Genomic DNA, 20964 nt, shown 5'->3' with positions numbered 1-20964 from the left:
TGCGCGGCCGTTATCTCCAGGAGCTGGATGACCATGGCCCGTTCCGCGACCCGACAGCCGCTCGTCACGGTGACCCCCGAGGGGCTCTACTGCCCCCAGGGGGATTTCCATATCGATGCCTGGCGGCCCGTGAACCGCACCCTCATCACCCACGCGCACGGCGACCACGCCCGCTGGGGCAGTCAGCAATACCTGGGCACGAGCCCCTCGCGAGGCCTGCTCCGCAAACGCCTGGGCGCGGAGGCGGACATCACCACGCTCGACTACGGGGAGTGCCTCACCATCGGTGGCGTGACGGTGAGCTTCCACCCGGCGGGACACGTGCTGGGCAGCGCGCAGATTCGCCTCGAATACAAGGACGAGGTCTGGGTCGTCTCCGGCGACTACAAGCGCGACGCGGACCCCACGTGCCTGCCCTTCGAGGTGGTGCCCTGCGACACCTTCATCACCGAGGCCACCTTCGGGCTGCCCATCTACCGCTGGGACGACACGCGGCGCGTGGCCGAGGAGGTGTTGCACTGGTGGGACGCCAACCGCGAGGCGGGCCGGGCCTCGGTCCTCTTCTGCTACGCGCTGGGCAAGGCGCAGCGGCTGCTCGCGGAACTGGCCCGCGTCACGGACCGCGAGGTGTTCGTGCACGGGGCCACGCACGCGCTCGTGGAGCTCTACCGCGAGGCCGGTGTCCCCATGCTGCCCACCCGCCCCGTGTCCGAGGCGGAGAAGGGCACGTCCTACGCGGGAGCGCTCGTGCTGGCGCCGCCCAGCGCCGCGGGCTCCACGTGGATGCGCCGCTTCGGCGAGCACGAGACGGGCTTCGCCTCGGGGTGGATGCGGGTGCGCGGCAACCGGCGCCGCCGCGGCTATGACCGGGGCTTCGTCCTCTCCGACCACGCGGACTGGCCGGGGCTGCTGCGCACGGCGAAGGAGACGGGCGCCTCGCGCGTACTCGCCACCCATGGCTCCAGCGACACCCTCTCGCGCTACCTGCGCGAGAACGTCGGCATCGACGCCGCCCCCCTGGCCACGCCCTTCGAGGGCGAAGCGGAGGATTGAATCCATGCGCCGGCTCGTGGACCTCTACGAGACACTCGACTCCACCACCTCCACCAACGCCAAGGTGGACGCGCTCGTGGCCTACTTCCGGCAGACGCCCCCCGAGGACGCCGCCTGGGGGTTGTTCTTCCTCACCGGCCGCCGCATCAAGCGGCTCGTGCCCTCCAAGGCCCTCAAGCAGTGGGCGCGCGAGCTGAGTGACACCCCCGAGTGGCTCTTCGACGAGGCCTATGCCTCGGTGGGAGATCTCGCGGAGATCATCGCGCTCTTGCTCGACTCGGCCGAGCAGCCCCAGGTGACCGAGGAGCTGCCCCTGTCACGGTGGATGGAGGAGCGCATCCTGCCGCTCGGCGGACTGGCCCTGCCGGAGCAGCGCGAGCGCATCACCGGCTGGTGGCACACGCTGCCGCGCCGCGAGCTGTTCATCTTCAACAAGATGCTCACCGGAGAGCTGCGCGTGGGTGTCTCGGACACGCTCGTGGTGCGCGCGCTGGCCCAGTACGCCGGGCTGCCTCCGGCCGCCGTGTCCCACCGGCTCATGGGCACCTGGGCCCCGAGCCGCGCCTTCTTCGAGCAGCTCGTCGCCCCGGACGTGTCCGATGGGGACCGCTCGCGCCCCTACCCCTTCTATCTGGCCAGCCCGTTGGAACAGCCCGTGGAGGGACTCGGGGACCGCTCGGAGTGGATGGTCGAGTGGAAGTGGGATGGCATCCGGGGCCAGCTCATCCACCGCCAGGGCGGCATCTACCTGTGGAGCCGCGGCGAGGAGCTGGTCACCGAGCGCTATCCGGAGATCGTCAAGGCGGCCACGAGCCTGCCTCCCGGAACCGTGCTCGATGGGGAGATCCTCGCCTACGAGGATGGGCGGCCCCTGCCCTTCGCCCGCCTGCAGCGGCGCATCGGCCGCCAGAAGCTCACCGCCAAGGTGCTCGCCGAGGCCCCCGCGGTCTTCATGGCGTACGACCTGCTCGAGGACAAGGGAGAGGACGTGCGCGCGCTTCCCCTGCGCGAGCGCCGGGCACGGCTCGAGGCGCTGCTGAGCGACAAGCCCCAGTTCCCCATCTCCCCGCGCATCCCCGCGGACACGTGGGAGGAGCTGGCCCAGGCCCGCCGCGAGTCGCGCGAGCGCAACGTGGAGGGCTTCATGATCAAACGGCTGGAGTCGCCCTACCAGCACGGCCGCAAGCGCGGGGACTGGTGGAAGTGGAAGATCGATCCGTTCACCGTGGACGCGGTGCTGCTCTACGCGCACCCCGGCCATGGCAAGCGCGCCGCCCTGTACACGGACTACACGTTCGCGGTGTGGAAGGGCGAGGAGCTGCTGCCCGTGGCCAAGGCGTACTCGGGCCTGACGGACGAGGAGATCTCCCGGCTCGACCGGTGGATCCGCGCCCACACGAAGGAGAAGTTCGGCCCGGTGCGCTCGGTGGAACCCGCCCAGGTGTTCGAGCTGCACTTCGAGGGCATCGCCGCCTCGCCCCGGCACAAGTCCGGCGTGGCCCTGCGCTTTCCCCGCATCGCCCGGTGGCGCTCGGACAAGGCCCCCAAGGACGCGGACTCGCTCGACCAGCTCAAGGAGCTGATCCATGCCCCTACCTAGGCGAGCGCGCACGAGTTCTCCGCGTACGGCCACGCCCCGGAAGCGCGCGGTGCGCAAGGTGCCTCCCGCTCCGCCACCGGAGGAGCGCGTGCTGGGGGTGGACGCATGGTTCGAGTCGCGCGGGTGGGCGCCCTTCCCCTTCCAGCGTGAGGCGTGGGCGGCGTATGCGCGGGGCGAGAGCGGCCTCATCCACGTGCCCACGGGCGCGGGGAAGACCTATGCGGCCTACCTCGGTCCGCTCGCGGAGGTGGCCGAGCGCCGGGAGAAGGGCTTGCGGATCCTCTACATCACGCCGCTGCGCGCGGTGTCGCGGGACATCGAGCTCGCGCTTCTGGCGCCCCTGTCCGCCTTCGACGCCGACATCACGGTGGAGAGCCGCACGGGCGATACCTCCAGCAGCATCCGCCGCAAGCAGAAGGACCGGCTGCCCGAGGTGCTCATCACCACGCCCGAGTCCCTCTCGCTGCTGCTGTGCCATGAGCGCGCGCACGAACTCTTCGCGCCCCTGCGCTGCGTCATCGTGGACGAGTGGCACGAGCTGCTGGGTAGCAAGCGGGGCACCCAGGTGGAGCTCGCGCTCGCGCGGCTGCGCCGCTTCGCGCCGGGGATGCGCACGTGGGCGCTGTCGGCCACGCTGGCCAACCTCGACGAGGCCGCGCGCGCCGCCGTGGGCCCCAACGCCACGCCGAGCTTCGTGAGCGCGGGGCTCGAGCGGCCCGTGCACATGGAGACGCTCCTGCCGGACAGCGTGGATGCCTTCCCATGGGCAGGCCACCTCGGCATGACCATGCTGCGCAAGGTGTCGGACTGGTTGGATCCGGCGCACCCCACGCTGCTCTTCACCAACACGCGCTCCCAGGCGGAGCGCTGGTACGAGGGGCTGCGCTTCCTCCGCCCCGAGTGGGAGGGAATCCTCGCCCTGCACCACGGCTCCATCGACCGGGACACGCGCGAGGCCGTGGAGCGGGGGCTCAAGGACGGGAGCGTGCGGCTCGTGGTCTGCACGTCGTCGCTCGATCTGGGGGTGGACTTCGGCCCGGTGGAACGCGTGGTGCAGATTGGCAGCCCCAAGGGCATCTCCCGCACGCTCCAGCGCGCGGGCCGCAGCGCCCACCGTCCCGGGGCCACCGCGCACCTGCTCTTCGTCCCCACGCACGCGCTGGAGCTGGTGGAGATGGCGGCCGCCCGCGACGCGCTCGCCCACCGCGAGGTGGAGCCCCGCGCGCCCCTGCGCCAGCCACTCGACGTGCTCGCCCAGCACCTCGTCACCTGCGCGCTCGGCGGCGGCTTCGTCCGCGAGGACCTGCTCTCCGAGGTGCGTGACACGCTGGCCTACCGGGACTTGAGCGAGGAGGACTTCGACCGCGCCCTGCTGCTCGTGACGGAAGGCGGCCCTACACTGCGCGCCTATCCGCAGTTCCACCGGGTGCGGCGCGTGGAGGATCGCTACGTGGTGGCGGACGCGCGCGTAGCGCGGCTGCACCGGCTCAACGTGGGCACCATCGCCTCGGACGCCACGGTGGAGCTGCGTTATTGGACGGGCGGGCGGATCGGCACGGTGGAGGAGTCCTTCGTGAGCCGGCTGCGTCCGGGAGACACCTTCCTCTTCGCGGGCAAGCGGCTGGAGTTCAGCCGGATGAAGGATCTCACCGCCTACGTGAAGGTCGCGAAGCAGCGCGCCTCGGCCACGCCCCGGTGGCACGGGGGACGCCTACCGTGGTCGGGCTCGCTCGCCGCCGCCGTGCGCCGCGCCTTCCACGCCGCGCGAGAGGGGCACTTGGACGCCGTGGAGCTGCGGGCGGCCCGGCCCGTGTTGGATGCCCAGGCCCGGCTGTCTCGGGTGCCCGCGCAGGACGCCTGCCTCGTGGAGCTGTGCCGCACGCGTGAGGGCCACCACCTGTTCCTCTACCCCTTCGAGGGGCGGCTGGTACACGAGGGGCTCGCGGCGCTGCTCGCCCTGCGCCTCACGCGGCTGCAAAAGGCCACCTTCAGCCTCGCGGTGAATGACTATGGATTGGAGCTGCTGAGCCCCTCGCCCTTCCCCTTCGAGGAGGCGCTGCGTCCCGGGCTCTTCACGCGCGAGCGGCTGGTGGAGGACATCCTGGAGAGCGTCAACCTGAGCGAGCTGGCGCGGCGGCAGTTCCGCGACGTGGCGCGGGTGGCGGGGCTGGTGATGCCGGGGCTGCCCGGGGCGCGCAAGTCCACCCGGCAGATTCAAGCGAGCACGGGCCTGCTCTATGACGTCTTCGCGCGCTACGAGCCGGACCACATGTTGCTCGCCCAGGCGAGGCGGGAGGTGCTGGAACAGCACTTCGAGCAGGTGCGGCTGGTGAGCACCCTGGAGCGGCTGGAGCGCACGCCGCTGGAATGTGTCCACGTGCCACGGCCCACGCCGTTGGCCTTTCCGCTCGTCGTCGAGCGCATGGGCGCCACCGTGTCCAACGAGACGCTGTTGGACCGGGTGCAGCGCATGAAGGAAAAATGGCTGCGAGAGGACTCCCTGTCCGCCTAGGCGGCACCGAGGTGGAGCTGCGCCCCGAGCGCGCCCTGTACTGGCCCGAGGCGGGCGTGCTCGCGGTGGCGGATCTGCACTGGGGCAAGCCCGAGAGCTTCCACCAGCACGGCATTCCCCTGCCCACGGGCGTGCTGGAGGACGACCTGGCGAGGCTGTCCGCCGCGCTGCACGCCACGGGGGCGCGGCGGGTGCTGCTCGTGGGGGATCTCATCCACTCGCGCCGGGGACTCACGGCGGACGTGGTGGAGCGCGTGGCGGCCTGGCGCGAGGGGCATGATGTGGAGCTGGTGCTGGTGCGCGGCAACCATGACCGGCACCTGGAGGCACTGCCACCCTCGTGGCGCATGCGGCTGGTGGAGTCACACCTGGACGAGGGGCCGTTCCGCTTCGCCCACCATCCCGAGCCCGTGCCGGGGCGCTATGTCTGCGCGGGCCACCTGCACCCCACGGTACGGCTGAGCACGGGGGCGGACCGGCTGCGCCTGCCGTGCTTCCACCTGGGTCCACAAGTCGGGGTGCTGCCCGCCTTCAGCGCCTTCACGGGAGGCATGGACATGCGGGCTGGGGCGGGAGAGCGGCTCTTCGTCATCGCGGAGGACACCGTGGTGGAGTTGCCTCCCACGCGCGCAGCACGCCGGTCGCAGAGCTGAAAGGCGGGCGACGCACAGGCACTCTACATGACGATGCCCACGAGCCCCTCCAGAACAGCCCGGAGTTCCTCAGCCGTCGTGTCGAGCTGATCCGCTATTGAGGGCGCATGGTACGCCAGCGCCACCATACCCTCCTCCTGATCCACGAGGTCATCGATCACGACCCGTCCGAACCTGCCGGGCCACTCCACGCGCCTCAGTTCCTCGGTACGCCGACACGGATCCAAGAGGGTAAAGCAAGGCCAGCGCGGCAGTTGCACCGTCCGCATGTCGCAGCCGTAAAACCGGCAGGCGTCGAGTCGAGCCCCGGAGAAGTCGCAGTCCTCCACGCCCCCGAGTCGCCACTTGTCGAAGTGTTCCTCACGGAAACCAAAGTCATTGCCTGTAAACCGGCCCTCGAAGCGGCACCCCTTCAACCCCATCGTCGTCCAACGCAAGTTCTTCAACTCGCTCTTCGCCTGGATGGTGCAGTCGATCAGCTGCCCCGACACCAGGTTGAGCCACCGCGAGGCGACGCCGAGGACCAGGGTGCAGCGGCGCAGCGTGACGTTCGGGCCGAGCCAGTAGATGGAGCCCTTGGATAGTTCCAGCCGCTCGCCTTCAATCTCTCGGTTCTCGTAGTGGATGTTGGGAGTCACTCGAACCTCAGAAGAAGATCATGCGGAAGAAGGTGCTCGCCATCCGGCGCCCGTGCAGCGTGAAGTTGGACTCCGTACCAGACAGGATTTCGTAGTGGTAGCTCTGCCCCGCCGGGCCCGTGATGTCCACGCCCTTATTGTTCCAGGACAGATGCGGGAACAGGCCGTTCAACTGTCGCTCGACCCACCGCCCGCGCGCCTGACGCTCCAGAAGGGTCGCCCGATGTTCCAAGCCCCTGCTGCGCATGTTGTTGATGGCAGTGCGCTCCGCCTGCGTGAGTTCTCTCGGAGACCACTTCGCCGCCACCTCCCTCGCGGCCTCCTGGAGCTCATCGCCCAGCTTGTCGTCCGCTGGTATGTCCTGGTAGCCCTTGCCCCGCGGGAGGTGCCACCGCTCCCCGTTGCCGAGGACCACCTGCTTGTTGCCGCCGCGGTGCTGAATCACCACGGTGCCTGAGTGCCCTCCAGCAGCACCAGCACCTCCGCTCCGAGCGAGGATGTTGACCGCCGCAGGTGCCTGTGGAGACGTGAGGACCAAGAGCGCGCGGCCCTCCTCTACCACCACCTCCACCGCGGCGGCCTCCTCCAGGGCCACCGCCACCGAGCCCTCGAGGCCCTGAGCCGCCCACTGCGCCTGCATCTGGTTGAACCTCGGCAATGAGCGCAGGTGCGTGGCCATCTCGCCAAGCGTCCGCCCGCTGAGCGTGGCCACAGCGAGAATCATGGCGCGGGCCGCGTCCGTTCCAATGGCCCGGCCGAACTCCTCCCCCGCCTCGCGGAGTTCCTCGAATGTAGTGGCTTCGTGGGCCCGGTGCGCCATACGGGCCCACCCGTCCATGAGGCCCACCCTGTCGCGGTACACTTCCGCGAGCAACTCCTCCTCCGGCATGGTCTGGAGAAGAGCCTGGGCGGATTCCTGCGGCGTCCCCTTCACCTGGTAGCGGTGAGCAAGCCGCGCAACCGCGCTCTGGTACTGCTCCTTCGTGAGCACCACCACTCAGGTGTTGCCGCGCGCCTCAACGGAGTCCTCATAGACGACAACCACCGGTTGCAATTCCCTCGGCACCGATTGGGCCTCGCTCGCCCATGACGACGGCGGACGTGAATGGTCTCCCGCTGCCCACTGTCCGCCCTTCGGTGCGTACGTGGCGCACGCCGCATGAAAGAAGAGAACGAGGAGCGCGAGAGCACCTGTTGGCACCCACCTTGGCGGACCCCACGAATTCCGCTGAACCTCCCATTGCGTACCGCCCCCCTCCCCCACCCCAGGACTCCGGTACTTCTTCGCCATGACGCAGGCCTTTCTCCCAGGAGCAACACCCCTGAAGGATAGCCCTATCGAGCACGTGGCCCGTCAGTTCACGCCAGGTGGCGGAAGACCACGAACCTCCAGGCGGACCGTCTCTTCCCGGAAAGCGCCCTGCCCGGTACCACCACGAGCATGCGCCCGAGAAGCACCCACGAGTGAGAGCACTTCCACTCGCCGCGCCCCTCCTGGAACGGCATACGCTCAGGAGTGTGGCGCCCTGCTTCCCCGAGCAGCGAAGCTCGCCCACGAGGACACGTCTTCATGTTGGACATCCCGGGTTACAGAGTCCTAGGTACCCTCCGGGCCACGGGCTCGAACGTGCTGTTCCACGCCGTGCGCGAGGCCGATGGCGTCCCCGTCATCCTCAAGACGCCCATGACCCCCTCCCCTGGCGCCAGCGAGTACGAGCGCTACCGCCGGGAGTTCGCCATCCTGCAGCGGCTGAGGGACGTACGCGGGGTGGCCAGGCCCTACTCCCACGAGCGCGTTCACGAGCGGCCGGTGCTCCTGCTGGAGCGGGTGCAGGGCGAGCCCCTGTCCGAATCCACGGGTCAGCCGATGGAGGTCTCCCGGTTCTTGAATCTGGCCCTCTCGCTGGTGTCCACCCTGGCCGAGGTCCACGCCCGCGACATCATCCACAAGGACATCAAGCCCTCCAACATCCTCCTGGAGCCGTCCGGCGAGGCGCGGCTCATCGACTTCGGCGTGGCCACGCTCCAGCGGGTGGAGCACCAGGAGGCGGCGCCCGCGCATCTCATCGAGGGCACGCTGGCGTACATGTCTCCCGAGCAGACCGGGCGGATGAACCGCGTGGTGGACTACCGCACCGACTTCTACTCGCTCGGCATCACCTTCTATGAGCTGCTCACGGGGCGCAGGCCCTTTCAGGCCAAGGACGCGCTCGAGTGGTTTCACGCCCACCTGGCCCAGCGCCCGAAGCCGCCCCACGAGCTGAATCCCCAGGTACCGCCCGCCTTGTCCGCGCTCGTCATGAAGCTGCTGGCCAAGGTGGCCGAGGAGCGCTACCAGAGCGCCGAGGGCTTGAAAGCCGATCTGGAGCGCTGCCGCGACGCGCTCGGCCAGGGCGTGCGGGAGGAGTTCCCCCTGGGGACCCAGGACACGCCCCAGCGCTTCCAACTGCCGCAACGGCTCTATGGGCGTGACACCCAGGTGGCCTCCCTGCTCGAGGGCTTCGAGCGCGTGACACGCACGGGCCGGCCGGAGCTGCTGCTGCTCAGTGGCTACTCGGGCATCGGCAAGTCCTCGGTGGTGCACGAGTTGTACAAGCCGCTGGTGCGCCGGCGCGGGTTGTTCCTGCACGGCAAGTTCGACCAGTTCCAGCGGGACATTCCCTACGCCACCCTCGCCCAGATCCTGCGCGGGCTGGTGCAGCAACTGCTCGCCAGGAGTGAAGAGGAGCTCGCCCGGTGGCGCGAGCAGGTGAACCAGGCGTGGGACGGCCAGGGCCAGGTGCTCGTGGACCTGGTGCCCCAGTTGGAAGTGCTCGTGGGCCGGCAACCCGCGCTCCAGGAGTTGCCCGCCAGCGAAGCGCAGCAGCGCTTCTTCCGGGTGGTCCGCCAGTTCACGGCGGTGTTCTCCACGAAGGAGCACCCGGTGGTGGTGTTCCTGGATGACTTGCAGTGGGCGGATCCCTCCAGTCTGCGGCTGCTCGAGCAGATGCTGTCCCATCCGGAGAGTCCCCCGGTGTTGTGGCTCGGCGCCTACCGGGACAACGAGGTGAGCCCCACCCACCCGTTGATGGCGGTGTTGGAGAAGGCGCGCGAGGCGGGCACGCGTCTCACGGACCTCCGGCTGGAGCCCCTGCGCGTGGAGCAGGTGGAGGAGTTGGTGGGCGAGACGCTCCCGGGAGCGGGCGGGGAGGTGGTCTCCCCCCTGGCGGAGCTCGTGTACGAGAAGACGGGGGGCAACCCCTTCTTCCTGCTGCGACTGCTGGTGACGCTCCACCAGGAGGGCCTGCTCATGCGCCTGCCCCAGGGCGGGTGGCGGTGGGATGCCGAGGCGGTGCGGGCCCGGGACTACTCGGAGAACATCGTCGACTTCCTGGTGGGCAAGCTGCGCCAGTTTCCTCCGGACACCCAGCACCTGCTGCGGCTGGCGGCGTGCGCGGGCACCGTCTTCTCGCTCCGGCTGTTGGGCACCCTCTCGGGGCTCTCCGGAGAGGAGGAGGTGGAGCGAGGCCTGGAGCCCGCGCTGCGCGAAGGCATGCTGGGGCGCGTGGGCACGGAGACGTACCGCTTCCTGCATGACCGCATCCAGCAGGCGGCCCATTCGCTCAATTCCGAGGCACAGCGCCAGGAGGCGCACCTGCGCATCGGCCGCCTGCTGCTCCAGCGCCTGTCCCCGGAGCAGGTGCGCGAGTCGCTCTTCGAGGTGGTGAGCCAGCTCAACGCCGGGGTGGCGCTGATGGAGGACCCCGCGGAGCGCCACCAGCTCGCGCGACTCAACGCCGAGGCGGGAACGAAGGCCCAGGCGGCGCTCGCGCTGCACCCCGCCCTCACCTACTTCTCGACGGCCTTCGCGCTCATTCCCGGGGACCCCTGGGAGACGGACCACGCCCTGAGCTTCCAGGTGCGACTGGCCCATGCGCGCACACGACTCCTGAGCGGCTCCCCCTCCGAGGCCCAGCACCAACTCGACGAGCTGCGCCCTCGGGCACGCACCCGCGCGGACACCGTGGCCCTCCACATGCTGACCCAGGACATCCACTTCGCCACGGGTGCGTTCCTGGAGGGCATGAACTCCATCCGGGAGTGCCTGGAGCTGCTGGGCATGCCCGTCCCGTGGCAACCCACCTGGGAGGAGGCCGTGGCCGCCCATGAGGAGGCGTGGGCCCTGTTGGGGCAGCGGCCCATCGAGAGCCTCCTCGAGTTGCCCCTCATGACCGACCCGGACATGAAGCTGGCCGTCGTCGCCCTCTTCAAGCTCTTCCCCGGCGCCTACTCCTCCAACCCCCACCTGCTCATCATCATCCTGAGCCGGATGGTCTCCCTCACCCTGCGCCACGGCGTCGTGGACGCCGCCGTGCCCGGGTACACCTGGTTCGGCGTCATCACCGGCTCGTTCTTCAAGCGCTACCGGGAAGGCTTCGCCTTCGCACGGCTCGCCCTCGGACTCGTCGAGCGCTACCACCTGTCCCCCCGCCGGGGGGATGTGCTGCTCGGCATGCAGTTCAGCAGCTACTGGGTCCAGCCCCTCGCCCGAGCGCAGGAACTGCTCATCAACGGCCTGCGGTATACGCTTCAAGTGGGTGACATCGCGCCCGCCACCTATTGCAGCGTCTATCTCGTCACCAACCGCATGGCCATGGGGCACTCCCTGGACGAGGTCTACCAGGAGTCGCTCGTGCGCGACGAGTTCCTGCGCAAGACGGGCTTCGTGGATCCCCACGAGGCGCTCGTCGTGGCGCAGCGCTACGTGCAACAGCTGCGTGGCCACTCCCTGTCATTCAACACCCTGAGCGGGGAGGGCTTCGACGAGCGGGCCTACGAGGCGCGGATGACGCCCGAGCGACTGGGCGGCTCGCGGTGCCATTACTGGATCCTCAAGATGCAGTCGCGCTTCATGTGCGGCGCCTATGCGGAAGCCAATGAAGCGGCGGACAAGGTGGCCGGGTTGTTGTGGTCCGTCTTCGGAACCCTCAATGCCCGCGAAGGCCACTTCTTTCGCGCCCTGACCCTGGCCGCGTGCTTCGAGGAGGCCTCGCCCGAGCAGCAGCGGGAGTGGCTCGAGGCCATCGCGCGGCACCACCAGCAGCTCGCGGAGTGGGCGGAGAACTGCCCCGAGAACTTCCGCGCGCTCGAGCGGCTCGTCTTCGCGGAGCAGTCCCGCCTGCTGGGGCGCTCGGAGGAGGCGACACGGGCCTACGAGCAGGCCATCCGCTCGGCCCGGGAGAACGGAGCCACCCAGTACCTGGGTCTGGCCAGCGAGCTCGCGGCGAACTTCTGGCGCACGCGCGAGGCCCCCATCGTCGCCCACGCCTTCGCGCGCGAAGCCCGGGCGGCCTACCAGCGCTGGGGAGCATGGGCCAAGGTCCAGCACCTGGAGTCCCTGTGGCCAGAGCTCGCGTCCACACCTTCCACCCAGGACGCGATGACCACCAGCAGCACGGACTCCACCCGCATCGACGCGCTCACGGTGGTCAAGGCGCAGCAGGCCGTCTCGGGTGAGATCGAGCTGGAGCGCCTGGTGACGGCACTGATGCGCGCGGCGATGGAGAACGCCGGCGCGCAACGAGGCGCCCTGCTGCTGCCCGACGGGGACGCGCTCGCGGTGGCGGCCCTCTTCCAGCTCTCGCCGGAGGGCGCCCTGGTGGCCTCGGACGAGGCAGGCCACCACGAGCTGCCGTGGACGCTCCTCGCCTATGTCCGGCGCACGCGGGAACACGTGCTCATCGGCGATGCCTCCCAGCCTCATGCGTTCTCCGCCGATGCGTACCTGGCGCGCGGCGGAGCCCGCTCGGTGTTGTGTCTGCCCCTGATGAGGCAGGAGCAATTCTCCGGGGCCCTGTACCTGGAGAACGACCTGGCCACCAATGCCTTCAGCCCAGCGCGGCTGACGTTGCTGGGACACCTCGCCTCCCAGGCGGCCATCTCCATCGAGAACGCGCGGCTGTACGCCGACGTGCAGCGCGCCCGGACGGAGCTGCACCGGGCCAACGACGAGCTGGAGCGGCGGGTGGAGGAACGCACGCGCGAACTCAAGCAAGCCCAGGCGCGCCTGGTGGACACCGCGCGCGAGGTGGGCATGGCGGAGGTGGCCTCCAACGTGCTGCACAACGTGGGCAACGTGCTCACCAGCGCCGTCGTCAACATGGAGATGATGAGCAAGGCCGTGGGCGCCCTGCGCGTGGGCCGGGTGAGGCAGACCGGAGCCCTGCTGATGGAGCACCGGGGGACCCTGGCGGACTTCCTGACGAAGGATCCGCGGGGCGGCAAGCTGCCGGAATACCTGGTGGCGCTCGGCGACGAGATGATGCGCGAGCAGACGCGCCTGATCGAGGACATGGCGGTGATGAACCGGCACATCGAGCACATCCGCGCCATCGTCCAGGTGCAGCAGACGTATGCGCGCAACTCACTGATGCGCGAGGAGTGCGAGCTGGGACAGCTCGTCGACGACGCGCTGCGCATCCAACTGGAGTCGCTGCGGCGTCACGGCATCACCGTCCACCGGGAGCTGTCGGAGGTGCCCCCGGTGAAGGTGGACAAACACAAGGTGCTGCAAATCCTCATCAACCTGCTGAGCAACGCCAAACACGCGCTGGACGGAGTGCCCGAGCGCCAACGCGACCTCTGGGTGAGGCTGGCGGCGGTGGGGAACGTGGCGCGCATCCAGGTGGTGGACAGCGGCGTGGGCATCGCGCCGGAGCTGACGGGGAATCTGTTCGCCCACGGCTTCACCACGCGCAAGGATGGCCACGGCTTCGGGCTGCACTCGAGCGCACTGGCGGCACAGATGCTCGAGGGCCGCCTCACCCTGGAGAGCGCGGGCCTCGGCCAGGGCGCCGTGGCCACGCTGGAGCTTCCGCTCACCTCCGAAGGGAGTTCCCGCGCGTCGTCGTGAGCAGCGTGGCCTTCCACTGAGAGAGCACTTCTCCTCGCCGCGTCCCGCACGGAACGGCATACGCTCAGGGGTGCTGGCGCCATGCTTCCCCGAGGAGCTGGCCCACGAGGACACGTCTTCATGTTGGACATCCCAGGTTACAAGGTCCTTGGCACCCTCCGGGCCACGGGTTCGAACGTGCTGTTCCACGCCGTGCGCGAGGCCGATGGCGTCCCCGTCATCCTCAAGACGCCGATGACTCCCTCCCCCGGCGCCAGCGAGCACGAGCGCTACCGCCGGGAGTTCGCCATCCTGCAGCGGCTGCGGGACGTACGCGGAGTGCCCAGGCCCTACGCCCATGAAAGGATTCACGAGCGGCCGGTGCTCCTGCTGGAGCAGGTACAGGGCGAGCCCCTGTCCGAGGCCACGGGCCAGCCGATGGAGGTCTCCCGGTTCTTGAGTCTGGCCCTCTCGCTGGTGTCCACCCTGGCCGAGGTCCACGGCCACGACATCATCCACAAGGACATCAAGCCCTCCAACATCCTCCTGGAGCCGTCCGGCGAGGCGCGGCTCATCGACTTCGGCGCGGCCACGCTCCAGCGGGTGGAGCACCAGGAGGCGGCGCCCGCGCACCTCATCGAGGGCACGCTGGCGTACATGTCTCCCGAGCAGACCGGGCGGATGAACCGCGTGGTGGACTACCGCACCGACTTCTACTCGCTCGGCGTCACCTTCTACGAGCTGCTCACGGGGCGCAGGCCCTTTCAGGCCAAGGACGCGCTCGAGTGGTTTCACGCCCACCTGGCGCAACGCCCGAAGCCGCCCCACGAGCTGAATCCCCAGGTACCGCCCGCCTTGTCCGCGCTCGTCATGAAGCTGCTGGCCAAGGTGGCCGAGGAGCGCTACCAGAGCGCCGAGGGCTTGAAAGCCGATCTGGAGCGCTGCCGTGACGCGCTCGGCCAGGGCGGGCGGGAGGTGTTCCCGCTGGGGACCCAGGACTCGCCCCAACGCTTCCAACTGCCGCAACGGCTCTATGGACGGGAGGCGCAAGCGGCGGCCCTGTTCGAGGGCTTCGAGCGCGTGACACGCACGGGCCGGCCGGAGCTGCTGCTGCTCAGTGGCTACTCGGGCATCGGCAAGTCCTCGCTGGTGCACGAGTTGTACAAGCCGGTGGTGCGTCGGCGCGGGCTCTTCCTGAGCGGCAAGTTCGACCAGTTCCAGCGGGACATTCCCTACACCACCCTGGCCCAGACCCTGCGCGAGCTGGTGGGGCAACTGCTCGCCGGGAGCGAGGAGGAGCTCGCCCGGTGGCACGAGCAGGTGAATCGAGCGTGGGACGGCCAGGGCCAGGTGCTCGTGGACCTGGTGCCCCAACTGGAAGTGCTCGTGGGCCCCCAGCCCGCGCTCCAGGAGTTGCCCGCCAGCGAGGCGCAGCAGCGCTTCTTCCGGGTGGTGCGCCAGTTCGCATCGGTGTTCTCCACGAAGGAGCAGCCGGTGGTGGTGTTCCTGGATGACTTGCAGTGGGCGGACTCCGCCAGCCTGTGGTTGCTCGAGCAGATGCTGTCGCAGCCGGAGTCTCCCCCCATCTTGTGGCTCGGCGCCTACCGGGACAACGAGGTGAGCCCCGCGCACCCGCTGATGGCGATGTTGGAGAAGGTGCGCGAGGCGGGGGCTCGCCGCACGGACCTCCGGCTGGAGCCGCTGCGCGTGGAGCAGGTGCGGGAGTTGGTGGGCGACATGCTCCCGGGAGCAAGCCAGGAGGTGGTTTCCCCCCTGGCGGTGCTGGTGCACGAGAAGACAGGAGGCAACCCCTTCTTCCTGCGGCAACTGCTGGTGACGCTCCATCAGGATGGCCTGCTCGTGCGCCTGCCCAAAGGAGGCTGGCGGTGGGATGCCGAGGGAGTACGAGCCCGGGGCTACTCGGAGAACATCGTCGACTTCATGGTGGGCAGGCTGCGCCAGTTCCTCCCGGGTACGCAGCACCTGCTGCAACTGGCGGCGTGTGCGGGTGCCGTCTTCTCGCTCCAGATGCTGGGCACCCTCTCGGGACTGTCCGAGGTGGAGAAAGTGGAGCAGGGCCTAGAGCCCGCGCTGCGCGAAGGTCTGCTGGGGCGCGTGGGTCCGGAGACGTACCGCTTCCTGCACGACCGCATCCAACAGGCGGCCCATTCGCTCAGCTCCGAGGAGAAGCGACAGCAGGTGCACCTGCGCATCGGCCGCCTGCTGCTCCAGCGCCTGTCCCCGGAGCAGGTGCGCGAGTCGCTCTTCGAGGTGGTGAGCCAGCTCAACGCCGGGGTGGCGCTCATGGAGGATCCCACCGAGCGCCACCAGCTCGCGCGGCTCAACGCCGAGGCGGGGAAAAAGGCCCAGGCCGCGCTCGCGCTGCGCCCCGCCCTCACCTACTTCTGGACGGCCTTCGCGCTCATTCCCGGGGACCCCTGGGAGACGGACCCTACCCTGGCCTTCCAGGTGCGGCTGGCCCAGGCGCGCACGGAGTTCATGAGCGGCGACCCCTTCGTGGCACAACGTCTCGCCGAGTCACTCCTCCCCCGGTCACGTTCCCGCGCGGACACCGTGGCCGTCCACGTCCTGCTCATGGATGTCCACCTGGGCACGGGAAAGTTCCGGGAGGGCATGAACTCCATGCTGGAGTGTCTGGCGCGGCTGGGCATGCCCGTCTCGCCGAACCCCACCTGGGAGGAGGCCGTGGCCGCCCACGAGGAGGTGTGGACCCTGCTGGGGCAACGCTCCATCGAGAGCCTCCTCGAATTGCCCCTCATGACCGACCCGGACATGAAGATGGACGTCATCGCCCTCTTCAAGCTCTTCCCCGGCGCCTACTCCAGCAACCCCCCCCTGCTCGTCATCATCCTGAGCCAGCTTCTCTCCCTGACCCTGCGCCACGGCGTCGTGGACGCCGCCGTGCCCGGGTATACCTGGTTCGGCGTCATCACCGGCTCGTTCTTCAAGCGCTACCGGGAAGGCTTTGCCTTCGCACGGCTCGCCCTCGGCTTCGTCGAGAAGTACAACCTGTTCGCTCACCGGGGGGACGTGCTGCTCGGCATGCAGTTCAGCAGCTACTGGGTCCAACCCCTCCCCCGCGCGCAGGAACTGCTCCTCAACGGCCTGCGGCATGCGCTTCAAGTGGGCGACATCGCGCCCGCCTGCTATTGCAGCGTCTATCTCTTCGCCAACCGCCTGGCCATGGGGCACTCCCTGGACGAGGTCTACCAGGAGTCGCTCGTGCGCGACGAGTACCTGGGCAAGACGGGCTTCGTGGATCCCCAGGACTGGCTCCTGGTGATTCAGCGCTACGTGCAACAGCTGCGCGGCCACTCCCTGTCATTCTCCACCCTGAATGGAGAGGGCTTCGATGAACGGGCCCACGAAGCGCGAATGAAGCCCGAGCGCACGGGCGGCGCGCAGTGCAACTATTGGGTCATCAAGATGCAGTCGCGCTTCATGTGCGGCGCCTATGCGGAAGCCCGAGAAGCAGCGGACAAGATGACCGGGTTGTTGTGGGCCAGCCCTGGCCACCTCAATGCCCGCGAAGGCCACTTCTTTCGCGCCCTGACCCTGGCCGCGTGCTTCGAGGAGGCCTCGCCCGAGCAACAGCGGGAGTGGCTCGAGGCCGTCGCGCGGCACCACCAGCAGCTCGCGGAGTGGGCGGAGAATTGCCCCGAGAACTTCCGCGCGCTCGAGCGGCTCGTCTTCGCGGAGCAGTCCCGCCTGCTGGGGCGCTCGGAGGAGGCGACGCGGGCCTACGAGCAGGCCATCCGCTCGGCCCGGGAGAACGGAGCCACCCAGTACCTGGGTCTGGCCAGTGAGCTCGCGGCGAACTTCTGGCGCACGCGCGAGGCCCCCATCGTCGCCCACGCCTTCGCGCGCGAAGCCCGGGCGGCCTACCAGCGCTGGGGAGCATGGGCGAAGGTCCAGCACCTGGAGTCCCAATGGCCGCACCTCACCTCCACCCCGTCCTCCCAGGACACGCCCACCACCAGCAGCACGGACTCCACCCGCATCGACGCGCTCACGGTGGTCAAGGCGCAGCAGGCCGTCTCGGGTGAGATCGAGCTGGAGCGCCTGGTGACGGCGCTGATGCGGGCGGCGATGGAGAACGCCGGCGCCCAGAAGGGTGCCCTGCTACGGCCTGGGGAAAACACGCTCGCGGTGGCGGCTCTCTTCCATCTCTCGCCGGAGGGCGCCCTGGTGGCCTTGGACGAAGGACACCACCACGAACTGCCGTGGACGCTCCTCGCCTATGTCCAGCGCACGCGGGAACACGTGCTCATCGGCGATGCCTCCCAGCCTCATGCGTTCTCCGCCGATGCGTACCTGGCGCGCGGCGGAGCCCGCTCGGTGTTGAGCCTGCCCCTGATGAGGCAGGAGCAGTTCTCCGGGGCCCTGTATCTGGAGAACGACCTGGCCACCAATGCCTTCAGCCCGGCGCGGCTGACGCTGCTGGGACACCTCGCCTCCCAGGCGGCCATCTCCATCGAGAACGCGCGGCTGTACGCCGACGTGCAGCGCGCCCGGACGGAGCTGCGCCGGGCCAATGACGAGCTGGAGCGGCGGGTGGAGGAGCGCACGCGCGAACTCAAGCAAGCCCAGGCGCGCCTGGTGGACACCGCGCGCGAGGTGGGCATGGCGGAGGTGGCCTCCAACGTGCTGCACAACGTGGGCAACGTGCTCACCAGCGCCGTCGTCGACCTGGAGGTGATGAGCAAGACCGCGGGCGCCCTGCGCGTGGGCCGGGTGAGGCAGACCGGAGCCCTGCTGATGGAGCACCGGGGGACCCTGGCGGACTTCCTGACGAAGGATCCACGGGGCGGCAAGCTGCCGGAATACCTGGTGGCGCTCGGCGACGAGATGATGCGCGAGCAGACGCGCCTGATGGAGGACATGGCGGCGATGAACCGGCACATCGAGCACATCCGCGCCATCGTCCAGGTGCAGCAGACGTATGCGCGCAACTCACTGATGCGCGAGGAGTGCGAGCTGGGACAGCTCGTCGACGACGCGCTGCGCATCCAACTGGAGTCGCTGCGGCGTCACGGCATCACCGTCCACCAGGAGCTGTCGTGGGTGCCTCCAGTGAACGTGGACAAACACAAGGTGCTGCAAATCCTCATCAACCTGCTGAGCAACGCCAAACACGCGCTGGACGGAGTGCCCGAGCGCCAGCGCGACCTCTGGGTGAGGCTGACAGCGGAGGGGAACGTGGCGCGCATCCAGGTGGCGGACAGCGGCGTGGGCATCGCGCCGGAGCTGATGGGCAGCCTGTTCACCCACGGCTTCACCACGCGCAAGGACGGCCACGGCTTCGGGCTGCACTCGAGCGCACTGGCGGCGCGGATGCTCGAGGGCCGCCTCACCCTGGAGAGCGAGGGCCCCGGCCAGGGCGCCGTGGCCACGCTGGAGCTTCCGCTCACCCCCGAAGGGAGTTCCCGCGCGTCGTCGTGAGCAGCGCGGCCTTCCAGTAAGCGCCCCCCGCCCGGCGTTGCTCCCAGAGCCGCTCGAACTCCGCCCGGGTGATTTCCAGGGGCGCGGACTCCGTCTCGGCGGCGATCTCCTCCAGGCCGGGCATCGGGACCAGGGCCAGCTCCGCATCGCGCTCCTCGTGCGCGTCCGCGAAGCCCACCCGCCCATCCCGGTAGACATCGATCTTCCGCTGCTCCCAACCCCCACCGTCGTACTCGCCAAGACGCAGGACCGGATACTCCGGATCCGAATGAACCCACCGCACCGCGAAGTACTTCATCGGGGCCTCCCTGGTTGGAGAATGTCCGTGCACCTAGCAAAACACGAATTTCCGTGGAGGCAAGCCCGATAACGGCGTGAAGCGTCCCCCGCCCGACGGAGCACACTCCACCCCCCCCATGGGGCATGGCAGGCTCGCGCCCACTCATGCGTCCCCTCCGACTCCCGCTGCTCCTCGTCGCCCTGCTCGCCACCGCTTGCGCCACGCCCTCCGCGCGAGCCCCCGCCGCCGCCGCCGTGGCCCAGCCCCCCGCCTTCCTCTGGGAGGTGACGCGGCCGGGCGCTCCGGACAAGCCGCTCTACCTCACCGGCTCCATCCACCTGGGCCTGCCGGGCCAGTTCACCTTCCCGCCCTCCCTGGAGGCCGCGCTCGCGCGCTCCCAGGCGCTGGTGGTGGAGCTGGATCCGGACAAGGCCCAAGCCAACGCGCAGGAGACCCAGAAGCTGGTGCTGCGCCTGGGCACCTATGCCCCTCCGGACGGACTCGATGCGCACCTGAGCGAGGAGACCCGGACCCGCCTGCCCAAGCTGCTCGAGCGGGTGGGACTGCCCACCGCGGCCGTCCAGCGCATGCGGCCCTGGTTGCTCTACATCACCCTCTCCGTGCTGGAGCTGCAACGGGCGGGCTACTCGGAGGCGGGGGGAATCGACCGGCTGCTGCTGGCGAAGGCCCGCGACACCAAGCGCATCGTGGAGCTGGAGACGATGGAAGGGCAGCTGGGCATGCTCGCGAGCCTCCCGGAGCCGGTGCAGGAGCTCATGCTGCGCGAGATGATCGAGCAGTCGCCCCTGACAGCGGTCAACATGGCGCGGATGAGCACCGCTTGGGAGGGAGGCAATCCCAGCGTCCTCGCGGACCTGCTCTTCACCCAGGCGAAGGATCCCGCCTTCCAGCCCTTCTACGAGGCCCTCTTCTACACCCGCAACCGGCGCATGGCCGACAAGCTGGCCGGGATGGTCGACGCGCCGGAGACGCACTTCGTCGTGGTGGGCGCCGGGCACCTGGTGGGACCGGAGGGACTGCTCGCCCTGCTCGAGCGCGCGGGCTTCCAGGTGCGCCAGCTTCCCCGCGAGCCCTGAGCGTGGCCTACACTGCGCGTCCGTGAGCCCTCCCCTGCGTATCCTCATCGCGGATGACGAGCTGGTCGCGCGCAAGCGCCTCGCGCGCCTGCTGGCGGCCCTGCCCGGCACCACCGTGTGCGGCGAGGTCTCCGACGCGCAGGCCGTGCTCGACACGGTGCGCGCCGGGGGCGTGGACGTGGTGCTGCTCGACATCCACATGCCCGGGCTCAGTGGCCTGGACGCGCTCGCGCTGCTTCCCGAGGGCGGCCCCCAGGTCATCCTCATCACCGCCCACCCCGACCACGCCGTGGAGGCCTTCGAGCACGGCGCCGTGGACTACGTGCTCAAGCCCGTGGAGGCCTCGCGTCTGCAGAAGGCCCTGGACCGGGCGCGCGTCCGCTTCTCGCCGCCCCCCCAGGAGCCCGTCCGCCTGGACCGGCTGCCCATCCCCACCCGCCAGGGCATCGTCCTGGTGGCGCCGGAGACCATCTCCCACGCCACGCTCGAGGACGAGCTCGTCACCGTCTTCACCGCCCAGGGCGACTACCTCACCGACTTCAGCCTGCAGGAGCTGGTGGACCGGCTGCCCACCGAGGGCTTCTACCGGGTACACCGCCGGGCCCTGCTCAACCTCGCCCAGGTCACGCGCCTGGAGCCCCTGGAGACGGGGGGCTACCTGGCGCGCACGGCCCGCGGCCACACGGTGGAGGTGAGCCGCCAGTCCGCCCGCGAGCTGCGCCGGCGGCTCGGCTTGCGGCGCGGCGGCGAGGAGGAGCCCGGGGGGTGAGCCCTTGAGCGGGAAGCCGTCCCGCTGC

At 69.6% G+C, this 20964-nt stretch carries 11 protein-coding genes; 8 read left to right on the top strand and 3 right to left on the bottom strand.

What is annotated here, in order from left to right:
- The first annotated feature begins 33 nt into the window (after positions 1-33).
- The 4 genes from F0U63_RS08940 to pdeM are packed head-to-tail and all read left to right on the top strand — an operon-like array spanning position 34 to position 5818.
- A complete protein-coding gene (locus tag F0U63_RS08940; RefSeq protein ID WP_395845466.1) occupies positions 34-1053 on the top strand; it encodes a ligase-associated DNA damage response exonuclease in 1020 nt (339 codons plus the stop codon).
- Positions 1054-1057: 4 nt separating this feature from the next.
- Positions 1058-2653, top strand: coding sequence for an ATP-dependent DNA ligase (locus tag F0U63_RS08935; RefSeq protein ID WP_395845465.1), 1596 nt, complete (start codon positions 1058-1060; stop codon positions 2651-2653).
- Positions 2640-5165 (top strand): ligase-associated DNA damage response DEXH box helicase, encoded by a 2526-nt coding sequence (locus F0U63_RS08930; RefSeq protein WP_395845464.1) that lies wholly within the window; start codon positions 2640-2642, stop codon positions 5163-5165. The genes F0U63_RS08935 and F0U63_RS08930 overlap by 14 nt, the downstream gene beginning before the upstream one ends.
- Entirely contained in the window at positions 5135-5818 is a 684-nt protein-coding gene (gene pdeM, locus F0U63_RS08925; RefSeq protein WP_395845463.1) for a ligase-associated DNA damage response endonuclease PdeM, read from the top strand. Before F0U63_RS08930 ends, pdeM begins: the two co-directional genes overlap by 31 nt.
- Positions 5819-5841: 23 nt before the next feature.
- On the opposite strand, the gene F0U63_RS08920 is transcribed toward pdeM, so the two are convergent.
- Together F0U63_RS08920 and F0U63_RS08915 are read right to left on the bottom strand one after the other, a co-directional pair.
- Positions 5842-6456, bottom strand: coding sequence for a hypothetical protein (locus F0U63_RS08920; RefSeq protein ID WP_395845462.1), 615 nt, complete (start codon positions 6454-6456; stop codon positions 5842-5844).
- 7 nt (positions 6457-6463) lie between these two features.
- Positions 6464-7453, bottom strand: coding sequence for a hypothetical protein (locus F0U63_RS08915; protein ID WP_395845461.1), 990 nt, complete (start codon positions 7451-7453; stop codon positions 6464-6466).
- Positions 7454-8026: 573 nt separating this feature from the next.
- Here F0U63_RS08915 and F0U63_RS08910 point away from each other — a divergent pair.
- A complete protein-coding gene (locus tag F0U63_RS08910; protein WP_395845460.1) occupies positions 8027-13348 on the top strand; it encodes an AAA family ATPase in 5322 nt (1773 codons plus the stop codon).
- Positions 13349-13468: 120 nt separating this feature from the next.
- Positions 13469-18790: an AAA family ATPase gene (locus F0U63_RS08905; RefSeq protein ID WP_395845459.1), complete on the top strand. Its 5322-nt coding sequence runs from the start codon at positions 13469-13471 to the stop codon at positions 18788-18790.
- Here F0U63_RS08905 and F0U63_RS08900 read toward each other — a convergent pair.
- Positions 18756-19088 carry a DUF6881 domain-containing protein gene (locus F0U63_RS08900; RefSeq protein WP_395845458.1) on the bottom strand — a complete coding sequence of 111 codons (333 nt, stop codon included), beginning with the start codon at positions 19086-19088 and terminating at the stop codon, positions 18756-18758. The genes F0U63_RS08905 and F0U63_RS08900 overlap by 35 nt on opposite strands.
- 146 nt (positions 19089-19234) lie before the next feature.
- Between F0U63_RS08900 and F0U63_RS08895 the strand changes: the two genes are divergently transcribed.
- Positions 19235-20167, top strand: a complete 933-nt coding sequence (locus tag F0U63_RS08895) for a TraB/GumN family protein (protein ID WP_395845457.1) — start codon at positions 19235-19237, stop codon at positions 20165-20167.
- 22 nt (positions 20168-20189) lie between these two features.
- Positions 20190-20936, top strand: a complete 747-nt coding sequence (locus F0U63_RS08890; protein WP_395845456.1) for a LytR/AlgR family response regulator transcription factor — start codon at positions 20190-20192, stop codon at positions 20934-20936.
- Positions 20937-20964 lie beyond the last annotated feature (28 nt).

The organism is Cystobacter fuscus (assembly GCF_044360685.1).
GTDB classification, from domain to species: domain Bacteria; phylum Myxococcota; class Myxococcia; order Myxococcales; family Myxococcaceae; genus Cystobacter; species Cystobacter fuscus_C.
This window is presented reverse-complemented; position numbering and strand designations above follow the sequence as displayed.

Bases quoted from the DNA above. Each gene is read 5' to 3' on its own strand.
- F0U63_RS08940 (WP_395845466.1), top strand. From the start codon at position 34: ATGGCCCGTTCCGCGACCCGACAGCCGCTCGTCACGGTGACCCCCGAG.
- F0U63_RS08935 (WP_395845465.1), top strand. From the start codon at position 1,058: ATGCGCCGGCTCGTGGACCTCTACGAGACACTCGACTCCACCACCTCC.
- F0U63_RS08930 (WP_395845464.1), top strand. From the start codon at position 2,640: ATGCCCCTACCTAGGCGAGCGCGCACGAGTTCTCCGCGTACGGCCACG.
- pdeM (WP_395845463.1), top strand. From the start codon at position 5,135: ATGGCTGCGAGAGGACTCCCTGTCCGCCTAGGCGGCACCGAGGTGGAG.
- F0U63_RS08910 (WP_395845460.1), top strand. From the start codon at position 8,027: ATGTTGGACATCCCGGGTTACAGAGTCCTAGGTACCCTCCGGGCCACG.
- F0U63_RS08905 (WP_395845459.1), top strand. From the start codon at position 13,469: ATGTTGGACATCCCAGGTTACAAGGTCCTTGGCACCCTCCGGGCCACG.
- F0U63_RS08900 (WP_395845458.1), bottom strand. From the start codon at position 19,088: ATGAAGTACTTCGCGGTGCGGTGGGTTCATTCGGATCCGGAGTATCCG.
- F0U63_RS08895 (WP_395845457.1), top strand. From the start codon at position 19,235: ATGCGTCCCCTCCGACTCCCGCTGCTCCTCGTCGCCCTGCTCGCCACC.